26 protein-coding genes, 1 tRNA gene and 3 pseudogenes are annotated in these 25009 nt (G+C 70.0%); 19 read left to right on the forward strand and 11 right to left on the reverse strand.

All coding sequences use genetic code 11. The features are described 5' to 3' along the window. Positions 1-37: 37 nt before the first annotated feature. Positions 38-1042, reverse strand: a complete 1005-nt coding sequence (locus tag H9L22_RS17835; protein ID WP_187721046.1) for a TRM11 family SAM-dependent methyltransferase — start codon at positions 1040-1042, stop codon at positions 38-40. A gap of 59 nt (positions 1043-1101) precedes the next feature. Here H9L22_RS17835 and H9L22_RS17840 point away from each other — a divergent pair, with 59 nt between their 5' ends. Both H9L22_RS17840 and H9L22_RS17845 read left to right on the forward strand, forming a co-directional pair. Next, positions 1102-1467, forward strand: coding sequence for a fluoride efflux transporter FluC (locus H9L22_RS17840; RefSeq protein ID WP_187721047.1), 366 nt, complete (start codon positions 1102-1104; stop codon positions 1465-1467). Next, on the forward strand, positions 1464-1805 hold the full coding sequence (locus H9L22_RS17845) for a fluoride efflux transporter FluC (RefSeq protein ID WP_187721048.1): 342 nt from the start codon (positions 1464-1466) through the stop codon (positions 1803-1805). The genes H9L22_RS17840 and H9L22_RS17845 overlap by 4 nt, the downstream gene beginning before the upstream one ends. Here H9L22_RS17845 and H9L22_RS17850 read toward each other — a convergent pair. Continuing rightward, complete coding sequence (locus H9L22_RS17850; protein WP_187721049.1) at positions 1795-2709, reverse strand: AEC family transporter; 915 nt, start codon at positions 2707-2709, stop codon at positions 1795-1797. The genes H9L22_RS17845 and H9L22_RS17850 overlap by 11 nt on opposite strands. 18 nt (positions 2710-2727) lie before the next feature. After that, positions 2728-3258 (reverse strand): inorganic diphosphatase, encoded by a 531-nt coding sequence (locus H9L22_RS17855; RefSeq protein WP_320060624.1) that lies wholly within the window; start codon positions 3256-3258, stop codon positions 2728-2730. A 116-nt stretch (positions 3259-3374) separates the two neighbouring features. Here H9L22_RS17855 and dacB point away from each other — a divergent pair, with 116 nt between their 5' ends. From dacB to H9L22_RS17885, 6 genes and pseudogenes are all read left to right on the forward strand, one after another. Continuing rightward, a complete protein-coding gene (gene dacB, locus H9L22_RS17860; protein ID WP_187721050.1) occupies positions 3375-4811 on the forward strand; it encodes a D-alanyl-D-alanine carboxypeptidase/D-alanyl-D-alanine endopeptidase in 1437 nt (478 codons plus the stop codon). Then, positions 4811-5779 (forward strand): zinc-dependent metalloprotease, encoded by a 969-nt coding sequence (locus H9L22_RS17865; protein ID WP_187721051.1) that lies wholly within the window; start codon positions 4811-4813, stop codon positions 5777-5779. Before dacB ends, H9L22_RS17865 begins: the two co-directional genes overlap by 1 nt. Beyond that, complete coding sequence (tilS, locus tag H9L22_RS17870; protein WP_187721052.1) at positions 5772-6728, forward strand: tRNA lysidine(34) synthetase TilS; 957 nt, start codon at positions 5772-5774, stop codon at positions 6726-6728. Before H9L22_RS17865 ends, tilS begins: the two co-directional genes overlap by 8 nt. Before the next feature lie 10 nt (positions 6729-6738). Then, a pseudogene (gene hpt, locus H9L22_RS17875) lies at positions 6739-7289 on the forward strand (hypoxanthine phosphoribosyltransferase). Between the two features lie 72 nt (positions 7290-7361). Continuing rightward, the gene (locus H9L22_RS17880; RefSeq protein WP_187721053.1) at positions 7362-7742 is read left to right on the forward strand and encodes a hypothetical protein; all 381 of its coding nucleotides are present in this window, start codon (positions 7362-7364) and stop codon (positions 7740-7742) included. Positions 7743-8254: 512 nt separating this feature from the next. Then, complete coding sequence (locus tag H9L22_RS17885; protein ID WP_187721054.1) at positions 8255-8650, forward strand: hypothetical protein; 396 nt, start codon at positions 8255-8257, stop codon at positions 8648-8650. Between the two features lie 62 nt (positions 8651-8712). Here the strand turns inward: H9L22_RS17885 and H9L22_RS17890 are convergent, their stop codons facing one another. Further along, a complete protein-coding gene (locus tag H9L22_RS17890; protein ID WP_187721055.1) occupies positions 8713-9318 on the reverse strand; it encodes a recombinase family protein in 606 nt (201 codons plus the stop codon). Between the two features lie 95 nt (positions 9319-9413). Here H9L22_RS17890 and H9L22_RS17895 point away from each other — a divergent pair, with 95 nt between their 5' ends. After that, positions 9414-9749, forward strand: a complete 336-nt coding sequence (locus tag H9L22_RS17895; RefSeq protein ID WP_226965981.1) for a hypothetical protein — start codon at positions 9414-9416, stop codon at positions 9747-9749. A 64-nt stretch (positions 9750-9813) separates the two neighbouring features. Here H9L22_RS17895 and H9L22_RS17900 read toward each other — a convergent pair whose 3' ends face one another. After that, a complete protein-coding gene (locus H9L22_RS17900; protein WP_187721056.1) occupies positions 9814-10848 on the reverse strand; it encodes a serine/threonine protein phosphatase in 1035 nt (344 codons plus the stop codon). Between the two features lie 259 nt (positions 10849-11107). Here H9L22_RS17900 and H9L22_RS17905 point away from each other — a divergent pair, with 259 nt between their 5' ends. Beyond that, positions 11108-11395, forward strand: a complete 288-nt coding sequence (locus H9L22_RS17905) for a type II toxin-antitoxin system Phd/YefM family antitoxin (RefSeq protein ID WP_226965982.1) — start codon at positions 11108-11110, stop codon at positions 11393-11395. Beyond that, positions 11392-11679, forward strand: a complete 288-nt coding sequence (locus H9L22_RS17910; protein WP_187721058.1) for a type II toxin-antitoxin system RelE family toxin — start codon at positions 11392-11394, stop codon at positions 11677-11679. The genes H9L22_RS17905 and H9L22_RS17910 overlap by 4 nt, the downstream gene beginning before the upstream one ends. Before the next feature lie 78 nt (positions 11680-11757). Here the strand turns inward: H9L22_RS17910 and H9L22_RS17915 are convergent, their stop codons facing one another. Then, a complete protein-coding gene (locus H9L22_RS17915; RefSeq protein ID WP_187721059.1) occupies positions 11758-12246 on the reverse strand; it encodes a DUF6194 family protein in 489 nt (162 codons plus the stop codon). An 88-nt stretch (positions 12247-12334) separates the two neighbouring features. Here H9L22_RS17915 and H9L22_RS20695 point away from each other — a divergent pair. After that, positions 12335-12733: pseudogene (locus tag H9L22_RS20695) on the forward strand (MerR family transcriptional regulator); the annotation flags it as partial. 308 nt (positions 12734-13041) lie between these two features. On the opposite strand, the gene H9L22_RS17925 reads toward H9L22_RS20695, so the two are convergent. Together H9L22_RS17925 and H9L22_RS17930 are read right to left on the reverse strand one after the other, a co-directional pair. Next, on the reverse strand, positions 13042-13392 hold the full coding sequence (locus tag H9L22_RS17925) for a hypothetical protein (protein ID WP_187721060.1): 351 nt from the start codon (positions 13390-13392) through the stop codon (positions 13042-13044). After that, complete coding sequence (locus H9L22_RS17930) at positions 13389-14663, reverse strand: hypothetical protein (protein ID WP_187721061.1); 1275 nt, start codon at positions 14661-14663, stop codon at positions 13389-13391. Before H9L22_RS17930 ends, H9L22_RS17925 begins: the two co-directional genes overlap by 4 nt. Before the next feature lie 152 nt (positions 14664-14815). On the opposite strand from H9L22_RS17930, the gene H9L22_RS17935 reads away from it, so the two are divergent. After that, positions 14816-16912, forward strand: coding sequence for a heavy metal translocating P-type ATPase (locus H9L22_RS17935; protein ID WP_264292506.1), 2097 nt, complete (start codon positions 14816-14818; stop codon positions 16910-16912). Positions 16913-17113: 201 nt separating this feature from the next. On the opposite strand, the gene H9L22_RS17940 is transcribed toward H9L22_RS17935, so the two are convergent. After that, a complete protein-coding gene (locus H9L22_RS17940) occupies positions 17114-18403 on the reverse strand; it encodes an integrase catalytic domain-containing protein (RefSeq protein WP_226965983.1) in 1290 nt (429 codons plus the stop codon). A 185-nt stretch (positions 18404-18588) separates the two neighbouring features. Here H9L22_RS17940 and H9L22_RS17945 point away from each other — a divergent pair, with 185 nt between their 5' ends. Next, positions 18589-19899 carry a ferredoxin reductase family protein gene (locus H9L22_RS17945; RefSeq protein WP_187721062.1) on the forward strand — a complete coding sequence of 437 codons (1311 nt, stop codon included), beginning with the start codon at positions 18589-18591 and terminating at the stop codon, positions 19897-19899. Between the two features lie 203 nt (positions 19900-20102). Here H9L22_RS17945 and H9L22_RS17950 read toward each other — a convergent pair. Beyond that, positions 20103-20175: transfer RNA gene (locus tag H9L22_RS17950), tRNA-Arg, on the reverse strand. A gap of 66 nt (positions 20176-20241) precedes the next feature. Further along, the gene (locus H9L22_RS17955) at positions 20242-21123 is read right to left on the reverse strand and encodes a serine hydrolase domain-containing protein (RefSeq protein ID WP_226965984.1); all 882 of its coding nucleotides are present in this window, start codon (positions 21121-21123) and stop codon (positions 20242-20244) included. A 378-nt stretch (positions 21124-21501) separates the two neighbouring features. Here H9L22_RS17955 and H9L22_RS20700 point away from each other — a divergent pair, with 378 nt between their 5' ends. The 5 genes and pseudogenes from H9L22_RS20700 (at position 21502) to folE (ending at position 25008) form a co-directional block, all read left to right on the forward strand. After that, complete coding sequence (locus H9L22_RS20700) at positions 21502-21858, forward strand: DUF5979 domain-containing protein (protein WP_226966352.1); 357 nt, start codon at positions 21502-21504, stop codon at positions 21856-21858. A gap of 135 nt (positions 21859-21993) precedes the next feature. Then, positions 21994-22050: pseudogene (locus H9L22_RS20705) on the forward strand (hypothetical protein); the annotation flags it as partial. Positions 22051-22077: 27 nt separating this feature from the next. After that, the gene (locus tag H9L22_RS19990; protein ID WP_187721065.1) at positions 22078-22242 is read left to right on the forward strand and encodes an LPXTG cell wall anchor domain-containing protein; all 165 of its coding nucleotides are present in this window, start codon (positions 22078-22080) and stop codon (positions 22240-22242) included. Between the two features lie 169 nt (positions 22243-22411). Next, the gene (gene ftsH / locus H9L22_RS17970) at positions 22412-24442 is read left to right on the forward strand and encodes an ATP-dependent zinc metalloprotease FtsH (RefSeq protein WP_187721066.1); all 2031 of its coding nucleotides are present in this window, start codon (positions 22412-22414) and stop codon (positions 24440-24442) included. Beyond that, positions 24442-25008, forward strand: a complete 567-nt coding sequence (folE, locus tag H9L22_RS17975; RefSeq protein ID WP_187721067.1) for a GTP cyclohydrolase I FolE — start codon at positions 24442-24444, stop codon at positions 25006-25008. The genes ftsH and folE overlap by 1 nt, the downstream gene beginning before the upstream one ends. The last annotated feature ends 1 nt before the right edge of the window (position 25009 follow it).

Below are 25009 nucleotides of genomic sequence, written 5' to 3' on the forward strand. Positions count from 1 at the left end.
CCTACCGAGCGCGGAACGCCTACGCCGGGACGGAGCCTCAGGGGTTGACGGCGACGATCAGGTCACGGCGGATGGAGGAGTCGACGCGGTGGGCGAAGCTCTCCCACGCGCCACCCGTCTGCACCACCAGGCCGGCATCGGTCAGCTTCGCGGCGAGGTCCTCGCGGGTCAGACCGAACGTGTTCCAGGCGATGCCGATGGCGCCGCCGTGCATGAGCTGCGACGCCCACACCGGGATCGCCTCGCCCAGCAGGCCGGCGGGGGAGCGGTCGCGGCGGCCGGACGTGCCCCGGACGTCCGTGGTCGCCCCGTGCGCGACGCCGTACGGCGCGTCGGTGACGATGGCGTCGAACTTCTTGCGGCCGAACAGGTCCGCGGAGGTGCGGGTGTCACCTGTGAACGACGTGACGTGCAGTGTCGTGTCCTCGAGGGTGACGGTGGCGTCGAGCCGCTTGCCGATGGTCTTGCCCTCGCGGCGCACGTTGGTGACGTCGGCGGTGTGGCGGATCCGCTTGCGGCGGAGGTAGGTCTTGTAGAACGAGGCCTGCTGTTCGAAGGCCTTGGCGTCGCCCTCGACACCGTAGGCGTCGTGGCCCAGCATCAGCGCGGTCGACAGCGTGGTGCCGCGGCCCGCCAGCGGGTCGAGGATCTGCCGTGGGCCGCTGGGCTCGCGGGTGACCGCTGCGAGGGTCACCCCGACGAGGAGCTGCGTGAACTGCTCGTTCGTCTTGCCCTGGTACTTCGGGATCGTGACGAGGTCGTCGTCGAGCACGAACGGGTCGGGCAGCGCGACGGGGCGCAGGAGGTCGCCGACCTCCTCGAACAGCGCGAAGCAGGCCGACTGGGCGGCGACGGTGGCCAGGTGCCCCGGCAGCAGCTCATCGGATGCGAAGGACAGGTAGTCGACGCCGGCCAGGTTCGCACCCTCGATGTCGCGTGCGAACGGCGCCGTCAGCTCCAGTTCCGCGGCTGTGAGCGGGCCCGACTCGCCGGCGTAGACGCGGTTGGCCGAGGGCGTGCGGAGCATCAGGTAGCGAGGCATCTGCCCAGTTTCCCACACCGCCGCCGGTGTCGGCTCGCGCGTGTGGTTGGCTGACACCGATGGAGCAGTGGTGGAAGCGGGCCGGCGTGATCTTCGCCGGCGGGGCGGTGGGAACGGCGTGCCGCGCCCTCCTCCTCCACGCCCTGGACCAGCAGACCGTGGCGCTGGCAGTGGTGAACCTGACCGGCTGCCTGCTCATCGGCGTCGTCAGCGGCTGGTGGGGCGCCAGAACCTCGCTGCTGCGGCTGTTCCTCGCCGTCGGCGGGGTGGGGGCCTTCACGTCGTGGTCGTCCCTCGCGCTCCAGGGGATCCAGGATCCGGTGGCCACTGTCGTCGTCGTGGTGGAGGCTCTGGCCGGCGTCGGGGCCGCGGGCCTCGGACACCTGCTCGGGGCGCGCACGCAACGGCGGAGGCGGCCCGCATGATCCTTGTCTGGGTGAGCCTCGCGGGTGGTCTCGGCGCCCTGGCCCGGGCGCTGGTCGACCGGCTGGTGGTGGTGCGGTGGCCGGCCTGGTGGGCGACGCTGGGCATCAACCTGGCCGGTTCGTTCGCCGTCGGGGTGGCCGCGGGGGTGCTGCCGGCCGCGGCGTTCGCCGTCGTCGGGACGGGTTTCTGCGGCGGCTTCACGACCTTCTCGACGGCGAGCTGGCAGGTGGCCCGCGAGCTGGGCCGGAGGCGCCACCGGTTCGCCGTCGCCTACCTGGCCGCGACGATCGGCGGGTGCCTCGCCGCAGCCTGGCTGGGCGTGCTGGTCAGCTCGTGAGTAGGACGTAGAGCGTCGGCATGGCGACGATCCCGACAATCAGGCTCACGGACGTCATGAACGAAGAAAGCTCGACATCGAGGCCTGCCCTGCCGGTGAAGCCGGCGATCATCGACGCGATCGGAGCGAAGAGGACCATGACCAGCACCAGGCGGACCTCTGTCCCGAAGGGGAGCAACGTCCAACACGCCCAGGCGGCGACGGCGCAGAACGCGTAGCGGACGGCGAGGTGCCTGGCCGCCGCAGCGTACTTGGACCGGTCCAGCCTGATCTCCAGCCCTAGGCCGATCATGAGCATCGCCAGGAAGGGATTGGCCGCACCGACGAGTCCGGTGAACGCGATCACCGGGTCGGGCAGGCGCAGCCGCAGCAGCTGCATCGCGAGCAGCGCGAGGTAGGTGATGAGGACGGGCGAGCCGAGCAGGGTCCGTAGCGTCTCCCGCCAGCGGCGCCGCCCCGGCTCTCGGCTCAGGGCCATGCCCCAGCCGTAGCCGATGCCGGCCCCGCCCACAGCGTTGCCGATGTCGAACAGTGCGGCATAGAGGATGGCCTGCGGGCCCATGAACCCGGACAGGTAGGGCATGCCGAACGCGCCGATGTTGAAGGAGCCCGAGTTGAGCACGGCGAACGCCTGTTCGCGGCGCCCCCGGCGGCGGGCGAGGAGGTAGCCGATCACCTGCTGGGCGCTGGTGGCGACCAGCCCGATCAGGACGAGCGACAACAGTGCGGTGTCAAGGGTGTATTCGTTGAAGCTCGTGAGCAGCGCGCACGGCAGTGTGACCGAGAGCACGAGGCGCGACACGAGCGGGAAGTCGCGGATGCTCGCCCAGCCGACCCGCTTCAGGACGAGGGCGAGCCCGACGACGGCGACGAGCGAAAGCGCCTTGACCGCGATCTCCACCATGGGAGGGCGGGGGCGGGATCAGGCCAGGTTCACGTGGTGATGCTCGTACGGCGTGCCCTTGGCCCGCTCGAACGAGGCGGCGACCTCGGCCTCGGCCTCGGAGCGGCCGGTCCAGGTGGCGCCCTCGACGGACTTGCCCGGCTCGAGGTCCTTGTAGACCGAGAAGAAGTGCTCGATCTCGAGCAGCATGTGCTCCGGAACCGAGCTCAGGTCGGTGATGTGCTTGCGCCGCGTGTCAGCGGTCGCCACGCAGAGGACCTTGTCGTCGCCGCCCATCTCGTCGGTCATCCGGAACATCGCGACGGCGTAGCACTCGATGAGGCAGCCGGGGAATGTGGGGTCTGCGCCGATGACCATCGCGTCGAGCGGGTCACCGTCCTGACCGAGGGTGCCCTCCACGAAGCCGTAGTCGTAGGGGTACTGGGTGGAGGTGAAGAGCACGCGGTCCAGCCGGAGCCGGCCCGTGTTGTGGTCCATCTCGTACTTGTTCTTCGTCCCCTTCGGGATCTCCACCGTCACGTCGAAGAGGATTCGGCGACCGGGGTCGATCGGGGTGAAACGGCCGACTGGTGCGTCTTCGGTCACTTGGAGGGCTCCTATGATTGGTGCGATGTCGGCGGTCACTGCCGGCTGCTACGCGTCAGAATACCTGTTTGGAGTCCTCAGTGCTCAGTCGCCGTCGTACGGTCGAGTGGATCGTCACCGGCCTACTCGGTGGCCTCCTCCTTGCCGGCGGCTTCACCGCCGCCGTCTTCCAGCAGCCGTTGCTGGCCGCCGCCGGCCTGACCCGCGACGGGGCCCCCGACACCCTCGATCCGGAGCTGCTCGCGGCGGCGACGACCCCGCCTCCGACGGCGCCCGCGGTCGACGGCACGGGCCTCGTCGGCGCCGCCGAGCCGGCCGTCCCGGGGGCGCCGGTGACGCGGGCGCAGTTGGAGGCGAGACTGGACGCGCTCGACACCAGCCTGCTCGTCCCCGCGGAGGGTGGCGCCACCACGATCGCCTACGAGGTCGTCGACGTCACCACCGGCGAGATCGTCGCGTCCCGCGGGGCGGCCACGCCACTGATCCCCGCGTCGAACACCAAGACACTGACCGCGTTGGCCGTCATGAACGCCTTCGAGGGCACGGAGACGTTCGCCACGACCGTCGTCGAGCCGTCCCCTGGCACCATCGTCCTGGTCGGCGGCGGCGACCCGCTGCTGCTGAGCGTCCCCGCCGCGGCCGGGGCCTACCCGCAGCCGGCGTCGACGCAGGAACTTGCGCGCGCCGTCGCCGAGAAGCTCCGGGCCGCGGGGACCACGACGGTGACGCTCGGCTACAACGCCGACCACTTCGCCGAGCCCGGCTGGAACGACACCTGGCCCGCCACCTACCGCGACCAGGTCACGCAGCTGTCGGCCCTCTGGGTCGACGAGGGGAAGCTGCCGGCCGGCGGACGGAGCCGCACCCCCGCGCTCGACGCCGCCAGGACCTTCGCGGAGCAGCTCACGGCAGAGGGGATCGCCGTCGCCGGGGCGCCCGCGCCCGCCGCTGCGGAGGGGACGGAGCTGGCACGGGTCGAGTCGCTGCCGGTCCACGTGCTGGTCGAACAGGCCATGAACCGCTCCAACAACTCCTTCACCGAGATCCTCGGCCTGCAGCTGGCGCGCCAGGTCGGCCAGCCGTCCACCTTCGCCGGCGCCGTCGCAGCCATCGAGGGGCAGCTCACCGGTCTCGGCGTCTGGGACGAGGGCACGGTGCTGCACGACTCGTCCGGCCTGTCCCGCTCGAACCGGATCACGACCCACATGCTCGCCCGCGCCATCCTGCTGCTCGACAGCGAGCCGCGCCTGTCGGTGATCCTCGACGGGCTCCCGACCGCCGGCGTCGCGGGCACCCTCTCCGAGAGATTCTTCGACGACACCTCGGCACCCGCCCGGGGGGTCGCGCGGGCCAAGACCGGCACCCTCTCCCTCGTCTCGACCCTCGCGGGCACCACCGTCACCGCAGACGGGCGGTTGATGGCGTTCGCGTTCATGATCAACGGGGCCCCGAACGGCTGGGCAGCCAAGCTGTGGGCGGACCAGGCCACCGGCGTCGTCGCGGGGTGTGGCTGCTGATGGACCGCGCGCCTGACATCGACTGGCGGCTCGCCGCCCGTGTCAGTTCCCTGCGCGCCGACGACCTGCCCCGTCTCGACCGGCACGACCTGACCCGGCTGGTGGCCGACCTGCGCGTCAGGGCGAGGGGCGCCGGCGAGATCGCCGCAGAACACATGGGCGTCGACAGCGTCGGCGCCGGCCGGATCCGTGTCGTCGACTGGGTGGGCTGGGGAAGGGCCGCGGGGGAGATGCTCGAGTCGACCGTCGCGGAGCTCGGCCTGCCGCGCCGACCCGACGGCGCCCTGACCCGGCTGCGCGCCACAGGCAACGGCGTCGTGGCCGGTCTGGCGGTCCGCTTCGCGGGCAGGCGACTCCTCGGCCAGTACGACGCCTACTCGGGCAGCGACACCCTCTACCTGGTCGCGCCCAGCATCGTCTCCCACGAGCAGCGATTCGGATTCGTGCCCGCCGATTTCCGGCTCTGGGTGGCTCTGCACGAGCAGACCCACGCCCTGCAGTTCCGCCTCGCCCCCTGGCTGCGCGACCACATCCGCGCGGCCGCCGTGACGGTGATGGCCGCCGAATCGTCTCCGCTGAGCGGCATCACCGACTGGGCGCGCGGTGGTGACCTGAGCACCGTGCTGCTCGGTGGCGCCAACGCCGAGACCCTCGGCGGGCTGAGCGCCACCATGTCGTTCCTCGAAGGCCACGCCGACTACGTGGCCGACACGGCCGGACGGCGACACATCCGCACGGTCGCCCGGCTCCGCCGCCACTTCACCCGCGGGGAGGCCACCGGCCTGGCGCGCCTCGTCCAGGCCCTGGACAAGTCGGCGCAGTACCGCGAGGGGCTGGCCTTCTGCCGGGCAGTCGCCGGGCGTGCGCGCCCGGCGGCGTTGCAGGCCGCGTTCGTCGAGCCGGCCAACCTGCCCACCGCGGCCGAGATCGCGGACCCGGCCGCCTGGATCACGCGGGTCCATGGCTAGGCGCGAGCTCGGCCCGGCCGCCCTGCGCGTCGCCTCCGCCGTCGCAGCCGCCCTGCCGGCCGGCGACCTGGTCGTCGGCTGCTCCGGTGGGGCCGACTCGACGGCGCTGGCGCTGGGGGCGGGCTGGGCGGCGCGCCGCACAGGCGCCTCGGTGCGCGTGACGGTCGTCGACCACGGCCTCCAACCCGGCTCTGCGGTCGTCGCGGCGCAGGTCGCGGACCGGCTCACCGCCGCCGGACTCCGCGTCGAGGTCCGCCGGGTCGAGGTGACCGACCGGGGTGAGGGAATCGAGGCCGCCGCCCGCGACGCGCGGCTGGCCGCGCTGGCCGAGCCGGGCCTGCCCGTGCTGCTGGGGCACACGCTCGACGACCAGGCCGAATCGGTCCTGCTCGGGCTGCTCCGCGGATCCGGAACCAGGAGCCTCGCAGGCATGGCCTCCGTCCGCGGCCCCTTCCACCGTCCCCTCCTGGGGGTGCGGAGGGCCGACACCGAGGCCGCCTGCCGCGACTGGGGCATCGAGTGGTGGGCCGACCCGATGAACCAGGACCCGGCCTTCGCCCGTGTCAGGACCCGCGCGTGGCTCGCCGACGCTTCCGCCGCGTTCGGCCGCGATCTGGCCCCCGCGCTGGCCCGCACTGCCGCCCTGGCGCGGGCGGACGCGGACCTGCTCGACGACCTCGCCGCCGACGTGGCGGCGGGGGAGGAGGCGGACGCGGCCGCGGTCGGTGCGCTGCCCGATGCGCTGCGCGGTCGGGTGCTGCTCGCCTGGCTGAGGCGTCACGGCGTGGCCGCCGACGCCGGTCACGTGGCCGCCGTCGACACGCTCCTGGGCCGCTGGCGGGGGCAGGGGCCGATCGCGGTCCCCGGCGGGACGGTCCGCCGCCATGACGGCCTGCTGCTGTTCGAGGGGTCCGGGGCTCCGGGTGCGGGCGAGGGGCCCGCACGCTAGGCTCTCCTGCGTGGATGCAGCAGACGTCGCGCAAGACCTTGAGAGGGTGCTCTTCACCTCGGATCAGATCCAGCAGCGGGTGGCCGAGGTCGCCGCGCAGATCGACGAGGACTACGCCGGGCGGGAGGTACTCCTCATCGGTGTGCTGAACGGTGCCGTCATGGTGATGAGCGACCTGCAGCGGGCGATGCACAGCCACGTCGAGATGGACTGGATGGCCGTCTCCTCGTATGGCGCCGGCACGCAGTCGAGTGGCGTCGTACGGATCCTGAAGGACCTCAATGCCGACTTGGAGAACCGTCACGTCATCGTGGTGGAGGACATCATCGACACCGGTCTGACCCTGTCGTACCTGATGAGCAATCTGGCCTCCCGGGGCCCGCGAGCCTCGAGATCATGACGATGTTCCGCAAGCCGGAGGCTGCCCAGATGGAGGTCCCCGTCAAGTACGTGGGCTTCGAGATCCCCAACGAGTTCGTCGTCGGCTACGGTCTCGATTTTGCAGGCCGTTACCGTAACCTCCGCGACGTCGGCACGCTGGCCGCACACGTCTACAGCTGACGACCGCGCCGCCCAGCCGGGCGGATTCCCCGGGGGCTACCGCAGGAGCGGTCGACGGGGGATACTCCCTCCATGGGGCGGGCGACTCCGTGGGACCCCGACGTCGATGACCTGACGCGGTCCCTTCGAAAAATCGAGGCCGAACACCGGGGCGACCTCGACTCTCTTCTCGTGTGCCGATTCGTCCAGCTCATGAACCGTGGAAGTCCTCTGCGGCGCATGTCGCCCGCGCCCGTCGAGCACTCCGCGCGGCTCGTGTTCGCCGACGGGCTGTCCATCCTGGCGCACGCGCCGGAGCACCACGGCCTGCTCCGACTCCTCACCCCTCTGCACCACGGCTCGTCCGTGGTGCTGGAGAGGGTGGAGCGGGGCCCCGACGGTGTCCGCATCACGCTGCGCTGGGGCCACCACCGCGTCGTCGCCGTCGTCACCGGGTTCGATCAGGTGGACTGAGACGGCTCGCTGCCCGCTTCGGAGAGCGCAATGTGAACGGGTGGCGGCGGGGCGTCCTTGCCTGGGAATCCGCTGAATCGTCTGTCGCCCTCTACGGCGAAAGTCGATGGGGCAGATGTCGAACGACCACCGTGTCGCTGCAACGCGTGGTTCGCGCCCTCTTGTGACCCCCTCGGGTCCTAAGGTTCTCCCCGCTCTTATGCCTGATCCCGCGTCGTCCGGCTAGCGGTACGCCACATTGCGCATGGAGAGGCCAGATCTGAACCGCTGTAAGGCCTAGGTTCCTGCCCGAGACCAGTCACGGAACCAGCGACCTTACGGAGCTCTGAAGACCTTGCATGCACAAGAAGGATCAACGCGGACACGCATCCCCACGCAACGCTCATTCAGTCGAAGAGTCGAGCGTGTGCTCGCGTTCCTGACGGCCATTGTCCTGCTGCTGACGGGCGCTGACCTCGCACAGGCGGCTCCTCCCTATTCCACCAGTAGTCGGCATCCATGTCGCACTGGAGTTGGGCGGTGGTCGCGACGCAGCTCGCCATGACGGCGCCGGTGTCCCGGGCCCCCGAGGGCTCAACGGCGACGTCTACTTCTGGGTCCGCGTCAACGAGACCGTCGATGAATCGACCGAGATCGAGTACACGTTCGGCAGCGTCACCACCGAGGTGACTGTCACCCCGCCGGTCGCCCCCTGCACCGACGACTGCGATTTCGAATGGGGGTACTGGAAGGGCGGCAGTATCGACTACGAGAACAACATCATCACGTGGTGGGTACAGGTGAACGCGGAAGAGGGTGGCATGCGTGGCGGCGAGGTCGTCAAGGTCCTCGACATCCCCGATCAGAATCAGGAACTGATCCTGACGGAGAACTGTGGCTTTCGCCGTTATGTGGCGGGGTTCTGTTGATGCTCGGTGGCGGTCCGGGTGGGGCCCCGCCATCCGGAGACGATCGGTTCCCACGCGCTGGGTCAGCCGTCGGTGACCGCAGTCGGATTAAGGCCGCCCGCACGCTGGATAGCCCTGTAGACGGTGGAGCGGCCGACGTTGAACAGCTCGGCCAGTTCGAGCGTGGTGTGCTCGCCGGCACGCGCCAAGGAGACCAAGTGTGCTTCTTGACGGGGCGTGAGCTTGGGCTTCTTGCCTCGCAGCCGGCCCTTGGCCTTTGCGACGGCCATGCCCTCGCGGGTGCGGGCACGGATCAGGTCGGCCTCGAACTCGGCCACCATCGCCAGGACGTTGAACAACAGCCGGCCGACTGGATCGGTGGGGTCGTGGACGGAGCCGCCAAGTTGTAGGCGGACGCCTCTGGCGGTCAGTTCGGCGACGATGTCGCGCGCGTCAGGGACCGAGCGGGCGAGCCGATCGAGCTTTGTCACGACGAGGGTGTCGCCAGACCGGCATGCGGCCAGGGCCTCGCGCAGACCGGGACGGGCGACGCGCGTGGTGCCGGTCAGGCCGTGGTCTACGTAGATGCGATCGGTCGGCACGCCGAGGGCTTCCAGGCCGGTGCGCTGGGCCGTGAGGTCTTGTTCGTTGGTGGAGACGCGGGCGTAGCCGATCTTGAGCTCACTCATCTGTGCAGTGTCCCGTATAAGGCCCCTTCACCGGGCATTTTCTCGGGCGGGTCTACCGGGACGACGCCCGCCGTGCGGGGACTGAGGCCGACGCGATGATGCATCCCGTCCCGGTGGAGGTTCCTCTATCGGAACGGCACGTTGCACTCGAGAAGCTGGGAATCGTCCTTGTGACGCCCGCGATGCTCGACAAACTGCGCACCGACCGAAGCGTCGCGAACGCTGAGCTCAGCGCTCTGTTGCGCCGCAACCTGCTGGTGCCGGTGATGCACGGTGTGACGTTCGAGGAGCTCGACCAGGTGAGCCCTACGCTCGCGTCACGTGGTGGATTCAACACGGCAGAGGAGTCCATGGAGGACATCGTCGTGAAGATCGCCGAGCTCGTCGGAACGCTCGCCGACGAAGAGGCGGACGAACTCAGCATGAAGTAGGCCACCAAGTAGCGCCTGGTAGAAGGCGGCTACGGCGCCCGTAGCGTTCTCGATAGCCGATCCCTTATCGGCCAGATGCGGGCCTCGACCGCAATCCGGAGTATTGCGCGTCGATGTCACCGTCGACGAGACGCCAGCAGAAGTCGTTCATCTCGGCCGCAGAGGGAGTGTGCCGGGCGAGGATGCCCGCCACTACAGCAGGCATGTTCTGCGGGATGTCACCGTTCGCGCACCGGCGCACGAAGGCGTTCCGCGCGGCAAGATCATCACTGGTCGACACCGGCAGGTCACACACCGTGGTGACCAGCCAGTTCACCAGTCTCATCGCCAGGTAGTCGGCGTCGTGGTCGACGTTGTTCGCGACGAAGGCTCGCTCGGCGTCGGAGAGGTCGAACCGAGGCGATGTGGCCAGCCCGAGGTCGACGAGGTAGATCTGGTCGTCGTCGGCTCGCATGTTGCCGAAGTGTGCGTCCATGTGCAGCACCTCGCGGCGCCCCAGGAACGCAACAGCATCGAAGAGCTGCCGCTCGAGTGTCTCGGCACTCCCCAACGGGTCGTTCAGCCAGTCGACCAGGCGGTCGGGCAAATGCTCGAGAAACAGCACCAGGCTGGAACTCGCATCAGCCAGCTCCTCGAAACGAGTCCGGACCGCCGGGTCGCCTCCGAACTGGGAAACGACCGCCTCGATGTCCTGGTGCTCGGAGGCGACGGGTGGGCGGCCTGGGAGCACCCGCCAGTGGTGTAGCAAGGCGAAGGACTCGGACTCACCGGCGAGGACTCCTTCGCTGACATTGAGGTTCGCAGCCAGCTCGCGCCACGCGCCGAAACCTGGACCTGCAAGACGGTGCATGCCGTACTGGCAGGAGGTCGGCAGCCCAAACAGGTTCTCAGTGCTGTGTGGATGCGCCAGCTCGCGGTCGGTGATCGGAACGCGTTTGGCGAACACCGAGATGCCGTCGACGTCGAGCACCGAGGTACCACCCCCCACGCCCACACCGCTGGTCGGCGCAGCTCGGAAGAGCGCAGCCAGCTCCTCGTCGTCGCGGGCGGCAAGGGACTCTGACACGAGGGCGTGGCGTAAACGTCGAGAACTGGCCATCACGGCATCCTGCCCGCAACAGCGGCAGGTTGGACGGACCAGCGGCGAATATTCCTCCCACAAGCGCCCCACGAGCCTGCGATCGCTGTGGCTCGACGTGATCGATCGGGTATCCCGCTGCGGGATCGCCTTACGGGGCCTCCATCCGTGCCCGATGGAGTATCGGTCTCCGGAGGCGGTCGATGTGCTGCGGACCAGGGACAAATGTGATCGGCAGGAGGGCTCGACATCGGGTGCCGCTGTAGTCATACTTGTGACTATGACGACCGTCCTGTCTCTTGCCGAAGTCAAGACACACCTGTCCGAGTTGGTGCGACGGGTGAACACGCAGCACGAACGTGTCTCGGTCACGGTGCACGGCAAACCATCGGCTGTGCTGATCGCTACCGACGACCTGCAGTCCCTCGAGGAGTCGATCGCGATCCTCTCCGACCCCGACACGATGCAGCGACTTGCCGCCTCCGACGCCGAGCTCGCACAAGGTGAAGGTGAATCTGAGGCCGAACTGGCTCAGGCGATGACCGAGCGCCGCAGGCGAAGTGCGTGACAGAAGGTCAAGTCCGCTACACGCTTGTCATCACACCCACCGCTCGGCGCCAGCTCGCCCAGAGACTGCCCGAAGCGGCGGCATTCGCTGCGCACGAGTTCATCGTCGGTGCCTTGCTCGACAATCCGCACCGACTCGGCAAACGACTCCACCCGCCGCTGAACGATCGCCATAGCGCACGCCGCGGCACCTACCGTGTGATCTACCGCATTGACGATGGGCAGCACACCGTCACGATCGTCGATATCGCTCACCGCCGTGACGTCTACCGCACCAAAGGCTGACCGAGGGGCCCAGTGACCAGATGGCCCCCAAGCGGATTCCCTTACGACGCCGTGAAGCCCCGGGGCGTCCGTCGTTCCTCAGGGATCGAGTGTGTCGCTGCTGACGCGCACCTCGGTGCGACGAGTGGCGCGGCGTCGCGCGTGCGCGTGCGCATCGCGCAGGAGTTCGAGGACCGTCGAGAGGGGCGCCGCGGCTGGGTTCACGACCGCGATCCATCCGAGCGCCCCATGGACCGGATGCGGCATGATCACGTCAGCCGCCGCGAAGTCTCGAGAGCTGAAGGTGCGCGGGCTCTGCCCGGTCAGCTCGTCGAACCTCGCTCGCCCGACGTGGATGTTCACCCTCCACCGGCCAGCGGGGTCGAGCTCCGACTGGGCGTCGTCGGGATAGTCCTTCGTCACGATCGTCGCGTAGGGCTGGACGTTGTGCGGCACCTGGCCATCGGGGGCGTAGTAGAAGAAGAAGTTGCCCCACGCGAGCTCGGGGAACTCGCTGCCCTCCTCGGGCGCGAGCACCAGGACCCCGTCGAGCGAGCGGACGACGTCGAGAATCTGTTCGATACTCATGGTTCAAGTGTCACCTTGAAGTGCTTACGGAGGGTTTGCGACGAACGACAACGCCCGGACGCCGGTCCAGCCGCTCACCACCGCAGGCGTGGCGGCAGCATCGGGCTACTCCGTCCAGCAGGTCCGTGACCTCGAACGGCTCGGCGCCATCCCACCTGCCAAGCGTTCCGCCAACGGCTACCGGCAGTTCACGGCCGAGCACCTGCTCGCTCTACGTGCCTACCGCAAGCTCGCCGTCGCCACCGGCCCGGTCGCGGCCCGGCGGACCCTGCGAGAGGTACGCGCGCTCCCGCTCGACCAGGCCGCAGCGCTGATCAGCTCCCTGCACGTCTCGCTCACCCGAGAACGTGACGACGCCTTGGCCGCGCAGCGCGCGCTTCGCATGATCCGCGCCGAAGCAGACGACGACGATGAGGTGGTCGAGGAGGACACCATGACCATCACCGAGCTCGCCGACGCGCTCGGGGTCCGCACCTCCACGCTGCGCTTCTGGGAACGGGCTGGGCTCGTCGTCCCACAGCGCGTCACCCCCCCCGAGCCGCGCGACGCTACCCGCCGGCGGCCATCCGCGAAGCACGCATCGCTGCCGCGCTGCGCGCCGCCAGCTACCGCATCCCGGACGTCCAGCAGACGATCGAGTCGATCCGCCGACTCGATGACCTCGACAGCCCGTTGCGCACCCTGGACGCCCTTCTCGCCGTCATTGCCCGACGCACCCTGGCCCTGCTCAGCGCCGGCGCGGACATCACCGAACTCCTCACGACGACGTAGGCCACAGCCGGGAACAACGTGCCGCTACTCCGCCTCCTCGCGCCGGAGCAGGATCCGCGCCACGGTGGCGCCGTCGTCCTCGCTCTCGGCCAGCACCGTGGCGCCGGTCTCGCCGTCGGGCGGAAGGGTGTCGGGGAACAGCCACCGGGCCGGACGGCCAAGGCCGGAGCGGGGGAGCCGCCGGGCTGCCCCGAGCTCGGTCTCGAGCGCGGCCATCGCGACGGGCTCGGTCAGGTCGAGCCGTACCGCGCCCGCGGCCGGCTCGGTGACGGTGGTGAACGGATGCCCGGAACCGGCGTCGGGCGGGTCGCCGTTCCCACGCACGGCCTCGCGGAAGGCAGCAAGGTCGCTGATCAATTCCGGGGGCAGGCTCATGGCAGGTTCTCCTCGGGCATGACGTCGTGGGCTGGGCCGCCCGAGGCGGGCGGCGTGCCGGCTGGGCTGTCGGTGGGCGGCGGGCTGCCGCGGGTGATGCCTGCTGCGGCCGCGGGCCCGGTTGCCCAGGCATCATTCTCCTCGGGCAGGTTCCGGTACGCGTCGTGGGCGCGCTGGAACCGCTCGGTCGCGGCGTCGTGGGCAGCCTGGTTCGCCGGCGAGGGGTCGGCTTCCAGGGCGGCCTCGGTGGCGTCGCGTGCCGTGGCGGCGGCCTCCACCTCGGTCAGCACCCGTTCCCGATGATCGGCGCCACCGCCGTACACGCTGTCCCACCAGCCCTGGGCGATCAGTGCCGGCACCGAGCCGCGCACGAGCGGCGCGTCGCGCGCCTGGCGGGCGATCGCGAGCGGGATGCCGAGCTCGGCGGCGATCCCTGGGGCGGACAGGCCCTGCGAGGCGCGGAACTGCGCCATTCGAAACCACTGCTCGGTGTGCCGGGCCTCGTGGTAGACGGTGTCCGCAACCTCGGCGGCGGCGTCCTGGGTGACCTCGTCGCCCCCGAGTGCCTCGTCCCCGATGAGCATCGTCCAGAACTCGAAGTCGAAACTGCCCGAGTTCACCGGGACCGGGTCGACGGCGCCGGTGACCGCCGGCACGCCGGCCGCGACCAGCCGCTGGTTCACCAGCTCGACGAGTCGGTCGCGCCGCGCTGCCGGGGTGGCCAGCGTGGCCCACTGGTCGACCACCTCGGTCTGGACCTCGCCGCCGAACGCCTCGCCCTCGCCGGCAACGTTCAGTCCGGAGGTGAAGATCCGGGGCAGTGTGCGCGGTCCGGCCTTCCCGTCGACGAGCAGGGCGGGGTCGCCCGAGCCGTTGGTGGCCTGCCAGTCGGCGACGGCGAGCACCAGCGCGTCGTCGGCGCCCCCCTCGGCCCCCAGGCCCAGGGTCGTGCGCAGCTGGGCCAGGATCGCCGCCGTGTACCGCCACGGCTGGGACGTGTAGTAACGCCGGGCGTCGGCGATGCCGGGCGCATCCAGCCGAGGGGCTGGGCCGGCAGGTTCGGGCGCTGCCTCCCCGTCCTCCTGGCGGGCCACGGTCAGCAGGGTCGACACGGCGCGGTTGCCGGCGTGCAGCAGCCGAGCGAGGGGTCCCCTGGGCAGCAGCGGCCCCGGAGCCGAGGCGGGCGCGCGCACCGCCCGTCCGGGAGAGCCACTGCGGTGGACCGTCCCGGCTGCCGTGCCGGACTCACGTCCGGACCTCGCGCCAGACATGCCCCGAGCCTAGAACCGCCGCCGTCGCCGAGCCAGGGCCGTGTCCGGGAACTGCCCGGACGGGCAACCACCGGGAACAACGGGCGACCGGTGGGTGTTCCATTGTGAAGTACCCCTCGGGGGTATCTCTGACGTCATTGGAGCACGCGATCGTGACCGGCACGCACGAGCATCACCAGCACGACGGCCATGAAGGTCACGGCCACCACGACCACGTGGCCCAGTACCGCCGACTGTTCTGGGGCATGCTCGTCATCGCAGTGCCGACGGTGCTGCTCAGTCCGATGTTCGCCGACCTCCTCGGCTACAAGCTGCCCGCGACCGGCTGGCTCACCTGGGTCGCGCCGGTCCTCGGCACGGTCATCTACCTGTGGGGCGGGCGCCCATTCCTCACCGGCGCCCTCGACGAGCTCCGCACGCGCCGGCCCGGGATGATGCTGCTCATCGGCATGGCAATCACCGTCGCATTCATAGCCTCCTGGAGCGCCCGGCTCGGGCTGCTCTCCCACGAGCTGGAGTTCTGGTGGGAGCTGGCGCTGCTCGTCGTCATCATGCTGCTCGGGCACTGGATCGAGATGCGCTCCCTGGCGCAGACCTCCTCGGCGCTCGACTCGCTGGCCGCACTGCTGCCCGACGAGGCCGAGAAGGTCGAGGGCGATGGTGTCGTCACCGTCGCGCCGTCCGACCTCGCCCTGGGCGACGTCGTCGTCGTGCGTCCCGGGGGCCGGGTGCCCGCCGACGGCGAGGTGGTCGACGGCGGTGCGGACGTCGACGAGTCGATGATCACCGGGGAGTCGGTACCCGTGCGGCGCGAGGTGGGCGACCACGTCGTCGCCGGCACCGTCGCCACCGACGACGCTCTGCGCGTGCGCGTCTCCGCCGTCGGGGACGACACGGCGCTCGCGGGCATCCAGCGACTGGTGGCCGAGGCCCAGTCCTCCGCCACCCGGGCACAGCGGCTGGCGGACAGAGCTGCGGGCTGGCTGTTCTGGTTCGCCCTCGGCGCGGCCGCCATCACGCTCGTCGCGTGGCTACTGCTCGGCACGCCCGAGCAGGCGTGGATCCGCGTCATCACGGTGCTGGTCATCGCCTGTCCGCACGCGCTGGGCCTGGCGATCCCGCTCGTCGTCGCCATCGCCACCGAGCGCGCCGCTCGGGGCGGGGTGCTGGTCAAGGACCGCATGGCGCTGGAGCAGATGCGCACCGTCGACGCCGTCCTGTTCGACAAGACCGGCACCCTCACCGCCGGCAAGCCCGTCGTCACCGGAAGCACGACGATCGGTGGGTACGGCGAGGACGAGCTGCTCGCACTCGCCGCCGCCGCGGAGTCGGACAGTGAGCACCCGCTGGCCCGAGCGATTCGCGACGCGGCCGCGGAGCGTCAGCTGCGCGTCCCGGCCGCCGCCGACTTCTCGGCGTCCACCGCCGTCGGGGTGCGGGCGAGCGTCGAGGGCCGCGTCGTCGCCGTCGGTGGGCCGGCGCTGCTGGCCGAGGCGGGACACGAGGCGCTGCCGGCCACCGGGGAGTGGTCCGAGCGCGGCGCCACCGTGCTGCACGTGCTGGTCGACGGCGAGGTGGCCGGTGCGCTGGCGCTGGCCGACGAGATCCGGCCGGAGTCGCGGCAGGCCGTGGAGGCACTCCACCACCTCGGCGTGCACGTCGTGATGATCACCGGCGACGCCGAACCGGTGGCCCGAGCGGTGGCCGAGGAGCTGGGCATCGACCAGGGGTTCGCGCAGGTACGGCCCGAGGACAAGAGCGAGAAGGTCGCCGAGCTGCAGCGCGACGGACGGCTGGTGGCCATGGTCGGCGACGGCGTCAACGACGCCCCCGCGCTGGCGCAGGCTGACGTCGGGATCGCGATCGGTGCCGGCACCGACGTGGCGATCGCCTCGGCCGGCGTCGTGCTGGCCTCGGACGACCCGCGCTCGGTGCTCTCGGTCATCCAGCTCTCCCGGGCGTCCTACCGCAAGATGACGCAGAACCTGTGGTGGGCGGGCGGCTACAACCTCGCCGCGGTGCCCCTGGCTGCCGGCGTGCTCGCCCCGGTCGGCTTCGTCATGCCGATGGCCGTGGGAGCGCTGCTCATGTCGCTGTCCACCGTCGTCGTCGCGACGAACGCCCAGCTGCTGCGGCGGCTGGACCTCGGCCCGGAGGCCAGCGTGCGCGCGGCGCGCGGGGCCCGGCCCGTGCGGGGCCAGCGGCTGGAACGAGAGGTCGCAGAGGCGCCGGCGCACGCGCACCACTGAGATAGGGCGGCTTCAGAGATCGAGCAGCACGGCCAGTGTGTCCCTCAGCCGTCGGGGGTGAATCGGCCACCCTCCCCGCGTGGCGGCTCAGTCTACGAGCAGCACCGCGCAGCGGCGGGGCCGGCGACGAGGTCGCGAATGCCCCCGATCCAGCACCGTGGTACCTCACTGTCAAGTCCCCGCGTAGGTGGGGGCCTTACCTCAGATATTTTTCCCCGGGAAGCTGGGGGCTAGGCGGCTCGGGTTTTGAGGCCTGCGGGGTCGGGTGCTTTCCAGCTGATCTGGTCTTGGAGGCGGCGGGTCTTCCCGGCTGCGAGGCGTGTGAGTTCTTGTTGGATGAGGTTGATGCGGTGGGCCATGTCGGCTGGTCGGAGGTTGGCTTTTCGGGCGGCGAGTTCGGCCTGCTTGGGTGGGGTTGAGGACGCCGGCGGCGAGGAGTCGCTGGTAGGGGGAGCTGGGCTTGTCGTAGAGCCGTTTGCGGCGGCCGACGGTGTCGGTGGACCAGCCGATGGGTTTCTTGGTAGGGGTGAAGAAGTTCAACCGGTCACAGACCAGTGTCCAGAGCTGGTTGAGGAGCTCCAGCTCTAGTAGCTTGGTGTCGTAGCGGTGGTAGAAGCCGTAGCGGCGTACGAGGTGGTTGTTCTTCGACTCGATGGTGGCCTGATCGTTCTTCTTGTAGGGCCGTGACCGGGTGAAGAACACGTCTCGCTGGCCGGCCCAGCCGACGAGGTCGTGGTTGATGAATTCTGACCCGTTGTCGCAGTCGATGCCGGTCACGGCGAACGGAACGTGCTCGATGAACGTGTCGAACGCGGCCAGGACATGGACCGCGGCGTTGTTGCGGATCGCGCGGGTGAACACCCAGCCGGTGTGGATGTCGGTGAAGTTCACGGTGCGGGCGAACTCGCCCTTCAGGGTGGGGCCGCAGTGGGCGACGGTGTCGACCTCGAAGAACCCGGGTTCGGCTTCGACCTCATCGCCGGCTTTGCGGATACTGATCGAGTTGCGCAGCATCGTGCCCGGTCGGGTGGTGGTCTTGCCGCGGAGCGGGTCTTTGGCTCTGGCGGGGGCCAGGTATCGGTCGATCGTGGCTGCTGACATCTGTTCCAACTCGGCCCGTACTGCAGCGCTGTAGCGGTCTTCTCCCTGGATCAGAGCGCCTTCGGTTTCGAGGGCGTCGAGCCAGTCGGTCATGGCCGGGGCGAGGTACTGCCCGCAGCTGCCGCCCGAGGCCGCCCATACTCTCTGCAACACGATCAGCGCATCGTAGGAGTACTTCCGTGGCTTGGTGCGGCGGCGATCGATCACCGCGACCGTCGCGCTGGCCCGGCCGGGAGGCTGCCGGAGGCGGGCCACCAACTGTTGGCGGGCATGGTCCCGGTTCCAGCCCGTGACCTCGACCACCTGGTCCAGGATCTGTGACTTGCCCTTCTTCGGTGCCGCCGCATACGCAGCCGCGTACTTCTTCGTGACCTCAAACCTGGCTGCCATCGACAGCTGCTCCTCAACCTCCACACCCCATCGTGGCCAGCCACACGTTCCCGGGGGAAAATACGTGAGGTACGGCCCCTACGTTCGCGGGGACTCCACATGAGTGTCGTCGAGCACTTGCGACCGCTGCCCACCGGCCCCTACGATCGGTACTGACCGGACGCGAGCTTGCCGAAGGGGGCACGATGACGAGCGTCGTACGAGGGATGGCCTGGATCGCGATCTTCGTCGGGGTTTGCGTGGCGCCGCTCGTCTTCGCAGTGGTGGGCGCCAGTCAGCCGGGGCAGGGTTTCTGGACCGACTTCTCCGTCGCCCTGGGGTTCGTCGGGCTCGCGCTCATGGGCATCGAGTTCGCGCTCGTCGCCCGGGTCCGCACGATCGCCGAGCCCTTCGGCACCGACGCGGTCATCGACTTCCACCGCTACATCGGCACAACCGGACTCGTCTTCGTCCTCGTCCACGTCGCGCTGTCGGCCGACTGGAGCCAAGCCAACCCCTTCACCCCCAGCGACACCCCCGCCCTCGTCGTCGTCGGCGGGGTGGCGGTGGGCGCGCTGCTCCTGCTCATGGTGACGTCGCTGTGGCGGCGCCGGCTGCGCCTGTCCTACGAGGTGTGGCAGGTGCTGCACTCGGTACTCGCCGTCGTCGCGGTGGTGGGCGCCGTCGGGCACGTGCTGCTCGTCGACCACTACGTCGACACGGCGTGGAAGCGCGCCCTGTGGGTGGTGATGACGGCGGCCTTCGTCTGGGTGCTGGTGTGGGTGCGCGTGGTCAGGCCGCTGCGGCTGCGGCGCCGTCCGTGGGTGGTCCACGAGGTGGTGGCCGAGCGCGACCGCACGACGTCGATCACGTTCCGGCCCCAGGGCCACGACGGGATGCGGTTCGCGCCGGGACAGTTCGCCTGGATCTCCCTCGGGCGCTCACCCTTCCTCATCACCTCCCACCCCTTCTCCTTCAGCTCCAGCGCCGAACAAACCGGGGAGGTCTCGATGGCGATCAAGGCCGTGGGGGACTTCACCGCGAGCGTGGCCGACGCGCGCCCGGGCACGGTCGTCCACCTCGACGGGCCGCACGGCGTGTTCAGCATCGACCAGTACGAGGGCGCCGGCTACGGGCTGGTCGCCGGCGGCGTGGGGATCGCCCCGGCGCTGAGCATGGTCGAGACCCTCGCCGACCGCGGCGACGCGCGGCCGGTGGTGCTGTTCGTCGGCAGCCGCGACCAGGACAGCATCATCCTGCGCGAGCGGATCGAGACGCTGCGTGAGCGCCTCGACCTCCACGTCGTGTACGTGCTGGAGGATCCTCCGCCGGGGTGGGAGGGGGAGACCGGCTACCTGGACGCGGAGATCATCGCCCGGCACCTGCCCGCCGGGTTCCGCCGCTTCCAGTACTTCGCCTGCGGCCCGGTACCGATGCTCGAGGCGGTCGAGGAGGCCCTCGTCGGGCTGGGCGTGCCGGCCGACCGCGTCCACACGGAACGCTTCGACTGGGTCTGAGGAGGACTCGTGCGACATAAGTACCTCAGCCGGATCGCCCTGGCCGTGAGCGTCTTCCTGGTCCTCGCCTGCCTGGTCTTCGCGGCCGTGCAGAACTGACCGGACATCAGGATCCGGCCGCATCTGTCGCGCCACGCCGGTCGCCACGCCGCGACCCGCCGTGCGCCACGCCGGTGACCGGCGCCCTTGTGGCCGGATTCGAGCGCCCCCGGCAGGACTCGAACCTGCAACCTACGGATTAGAAGGCCGTTGCTCTATCCATTGAGCTACGAGGGCGGGACGGCCCTGGAGGGGGCCACGGACAACCGTAGCGCGAAGGTGCCCCGCCGCCCGAAGCGGCGCCTACGCCGTCGGCGGGGACGGGAACGCCTCGGCGAGGTAGCCGATCACGGGCCACGCGCCCTCCGAGCTGTTGCCCAGCACGCTGACCGTCGTCGCCGTCGCCGGGTCGTGGGTCGAACGGAACGAGACGCCCGGGTCGTAGCCCTCCATCACCAGCGCGCTGCCGGTGCCGTGCAGCCAGAAGCCCATGCCGTAGCGCATGCCCTCGGCGGGCACGTCGTGCCGCGGCCGGATCATCTCCGCGACCGTCTCGGGCGACACGATCCGCCCGCCGAGGAACGCCCGCCAAAACCGGTGCAGGTCGCCCGCGCTCGTGCAGATGCCGCCGTCGCCGCTGCCGCGCACCGGCAGGTGCAGCACGTTGCTCCGGTTGCCCTCGGCGTCCAGGTACCCCAGGGCGACGTCGGCGGGCAGGTCGTCCGAGCGCGGGAACCCGGTCGCCTCCAGGCCGGCCCGCGCGCACACCTCCTGCTCCACCAGCGCGTGATAGCCCCGCCCAGAGGCGCGCTCGGCCACCAGCGCCAGCACCACGTAGCCGCCGTTGCAGTAGGCGAAGCGCCCCCCGGGCGCGAACGCCTGCGGGGACCCGTCGAGCACCGGCACGAACGCCTCGGTCTCGCCGAGGAGATGCACGGGCACCGGCAGCACGTAGTTGTCGACGTCCCAGTCCGCCTCCTCGTCGAGGTAGTCCCCGATCCCGGAGGTGTGCGTGAGCAGGTGCTCGACGGTGACGGCGTCGTCGATGAGCGGCAGGTCGTCGCCGAGGAACCGGCGCACCGGATCGTCCAGCCGCAGCACGCCGTCCTCGACCAGCCGCATGACCGCCAGCGCGGTGAACGACTTGGCGCCGCTGGCGATCGGCTTGCGGAACGTGAGCCTCACTCGCAGCGCCCTCTTGCCCGCGTGCTTGGAGGCCGCCACTGAGCTCCGACAGAACCCCGCCATATAGCGGCGCAAGCCACAGGAGAACACCCCGCGGCTCCAGGAGACCAATGAGGTGGGGCCGTAATCGCCGATCAACTGGCAACGGGCCACCGATTACACCGTCGGTGCGGATGGCAGCGTCACCTTCACGGCCAAGAAGGGCTACTACTACCAGGTCGTCTACAAGACCAGAATGCTCAATGTCAGCGGTGTCGAGTTCTACAACAATCGGGCCGAGTTCATGGTCGAGAATGTGAAGGACGGAGAAACCGAAGGCGTCGTCCGTTATGCGGGTGGCGGCGGTTCCGGCATCGGGACCGACGTGGGGGTTTCGCGATCACCAAACAGGTCGAGGGAGATGTCCAGGGCCTGCCGGCGGATCAGCTGTTCACCGGTACCTACACCGTCACCACGCCGACCGGTGAGGTCGTGAAGGGGGAGTGGAGCGTCGCGGGGGGAGACACCTGGCGTAGCCCCGAGTTCGTGCGCGGCTCGACCGTGGTCGTCGCGGAGGACACCCCCACCGGACCGGGACACATCGCCTGGTCCCCGGGTGTGGTCCGCGTCCGCGTTCGACCTGTCCGGCGGGAAGGTCACGTCCGTCACCGTCACCAACACGGGCACGCTGCGGACCGGCGTCATCGCGCTCACGAAGGCCGTCGCCGGGTCCGGCGCCCCGCTCGTCCCCGCTGACACCGGGTTCACCGTCACCTACACGTACCCGGCGGGCGTGGGCTTCGCCGGTGGAGGCGGTCAGCTCGTCGTCAAGGCGGACGGGAGGCTGTCACCAGCGGTCCGCTTCCCTTCGGTGCGGTCGTCACGTTCACCGAGCTCACGCCCCCAGCGGTGCCCGGCGGGAACTGGCAGGGTGCCGCGTTCGACAGGCCATCCGTCGTCGTCGGCGACGGCACGGTGAGCGATGTCGTCGTCACCAACACGTTCGACGCCGTTGAGCCCCCGCGGCCCGGCCTCCCCTCCACCGGCGCCGATTCGGGGGAACTTCCGGCGCTGATTCCCCTGCTGCTGATCGGTGCCGCCGCCGTGGCCCATGGCCGACGGCACACAGCGCGTCGCTGACCGCACAGGGACGGGAGGGGGCGACACACGTCGCCCCCTCCCGTGTTTTCCCCGGGCTCTCCGGCCCCGGCCGCGCATCACGGCGCGCGAGACCGCCTGCCCCGGTTGCTCCCGCTGGTAATCTTTCGGTGCGCTGAACCCTCGGCGACACGACGCAGATCGGACTGACTTGCAGAAGTTCCTCAAGAGCCCGTTGGCCTGGATCCTGATCACCGTGCTCTTCCTCGCGCTGGGCATGCAGGTGTTCTCCTCCATGGCCGGCTTCAAGACCGTGCCAACCTCTGAGACGTTGGCGCTGCTGCAGTCCGACACCAAGCTGAAGGAAGTCGTCCTCGTCGACGGCGAACAGGCGATCCAGGTGACGACGGCGGACAACGAAAAGACCCAGTCCGCCTGGGTCGGCAACCAGGTCGACGACATCGTCCCGTTGCTCGAGGCGAAGAAGGCCGACAAGACGCTGGAGAACTGGTCGGGTCGCAACCCCACGCCGGGGTTCTGGCAGACCCTGCTGTACACGGGTGTCCCGTTCCTGCTGATCATCTTCCTGTTCTTCTGGATCATGCGTTCCATGTCGAGCGGCGGGAGCGGGTCGCCGCTGTCGTTCGGCAAGTCGCGCGCCAAGCTCGTCTCCAAGGACACGCCGAAGACGACGTTCTCCGACGTCGCCGGCGCGGACGAGGCCGTCGAGGAGCTCGAGGAGATCAAGGAGTTCCTCGCGGAGCCCTCCAAGTTCCAGAAGCTCGGCGCCAAGATCCCCAAGGGCGTCCTGCTCTACGGCCCGCCCGGAACTGGCAAGACGCTGCTGGCGCGCGCCGTCGCCGGCGAGGCCGGCGTCCCCTTCTTCTCCATCTCCGGCTCCGACTTCGTCGAGATGTTCGTCGGCGTCGGCGCCTCCCGCGTCCGTGACCTGTTCACGCAGGCCAAGGAGAACGCCCCGGCGATCATCTTCATCGACGAGATCGACGCCGTCGGACGGCACCGTGGCGCAGGCATGGGCGGCGGCCACGACGAGCGCGAACAGACCCTCAACCAGCTCCTGGTGGAGATGGACGGCTTCGACGTTCGCGGCGGCGTCATCCTGATCGCCGCCACGAACCGGCCCGACGTCCTTGACCCGGCGCTCCTGCGCCCCGGCCGCTTCGACCGGCAGATCGGCGTCGAGGCGCCCGACGCGGAGGGCCGTGCCCACATCCTCCGGGTCCACGCGAAGGGCAAGCCGCTCGCCAGCGACGTCGACCTCGTGTCGATCGCGCGCCGCACCCCCGGCTTCTCCGGAGCGGACCTGGCCAACGTCCTCAACGAGGCCGCGCTGCTGGCGGCCCGCATGAACATGGAGATGATCCGCCAGCCGCAGCTGGACGAGGCCATCGACCGTGTCATCGCCGGCCCGCAGAAACGCACCCGCCTCATGAACGACCGGGAGCGGCTCATCACGGCGTACCACGAGGGTGGCCACGCCCTCGTCGCGGCGGCCATGCCGGGCAACGACCCGGTGCAGAAGGTGACGATCCTGCCCCGCGGGCGGGCCCTCGGCTACACGATGGTGATGCCGGACACCGACAAGTACTCGCAGACCCGCGGCGAACTCCTCGACCAGCTCGCCTACATGATGGGCGGGCGGGCCGCGGAGGAACTCGTGTTCCACGACCCGACCACCGGCGCCGCCAACGACATCGAGAAGGCCACCAAGGTGGCCCGCGCCATGGTCATGCAGTACGGCATGAGCGAGAAGGTGGGCTCGGTCAAGCTCGGGGGCGGCGACTCCGAGCCGTTCATGGGCATGCGCGGAACGGACTCGTCGACCGAGTTCTCCGAGAACATGGCGTCGATCGTCGACGCGGAGGTGGCCAACCTCATCCACACCGCCCACCAGGAGGCCTTCGACGTCCTCGAGGAGAACCGCGACGTGCTCGACGCCCTGGTGCGCGAGCTGTTCGAGAGGGAGACGCTGAACAAGCAGGAGGTCGCCGAGGTGTTCAAGCCGCTGCGCCGCCGCGACAAGCGTCCGGCCTGGACCGGATCCGACGACCGGATCCCGTCCGAGCTTCCTCCCGTCGATGTGCCCACGTCGCCCAGCCTCCCCGCCGAGGACGGGGCCCCGCAGCTCCCGCCCAGCGCCGGCCCCGGCTTCGCCGAGCCGCAGCAGGAGGCATCCGAGCCGGGCCAGTGGGCACCCCCGACCTACCAGAGCGGTCTGTGATGGCCGTCGACAGGCCGCGCGCCGCGGCAGCGGTCCGTGAGCTCCTTGCCGCCATCGGTGAGGACCCGGACCGCGACGGCCTCGACGAGACCCCGGAGCGGGTGGCCCGCGCCTGGGAGGAACTGATCGGCGGCTACGACCAGGACATCGAGGAGATCCTCGGCACGACCTTCGACATTGAGCACGACGAGTTGGTCCTCGTGAAGGACATCCGACTCGTCAGCATGTGCGAGCACCACCTGCTCCCCTTCACCGGTGTCGCCCACATCGGCTACATCCCGTCCGAGGACGGGCGCGTCACCGGGCTGTCCAAGCTCGCCCGCCTCGTGGAGATGTACGGGCGTCGGCTCCAGGTCCAGGAGCGGCTGACCACGCAGATCGCAGAGGCCCTCGTGAAGCACCTGCACGCGCGCGGCGTGATCGTCGTGATCGAGGCCGAGCACACCTGCATGACGATGCGTGGCGTGCGCAAGCCCGGCAGCCGCACCGTGACGTCCGCGGTGCGCGGCCAGTTGCGGGATCCCGCCACCCGCGCGGAAGCGATGAGCCTCATCCTCGGCAGGTGAC

This window comes from Tessaracoccus defluvii (assembly GCF_014489575.1).
In the GTDB taxonomy this organism is placed as follows: domain Bacteria; phylum Actinomycetota; class Actinomycetes; order Propionibacteriales; family Propionibacteriaceae; genus Arachnia; species Arachnia defluvii.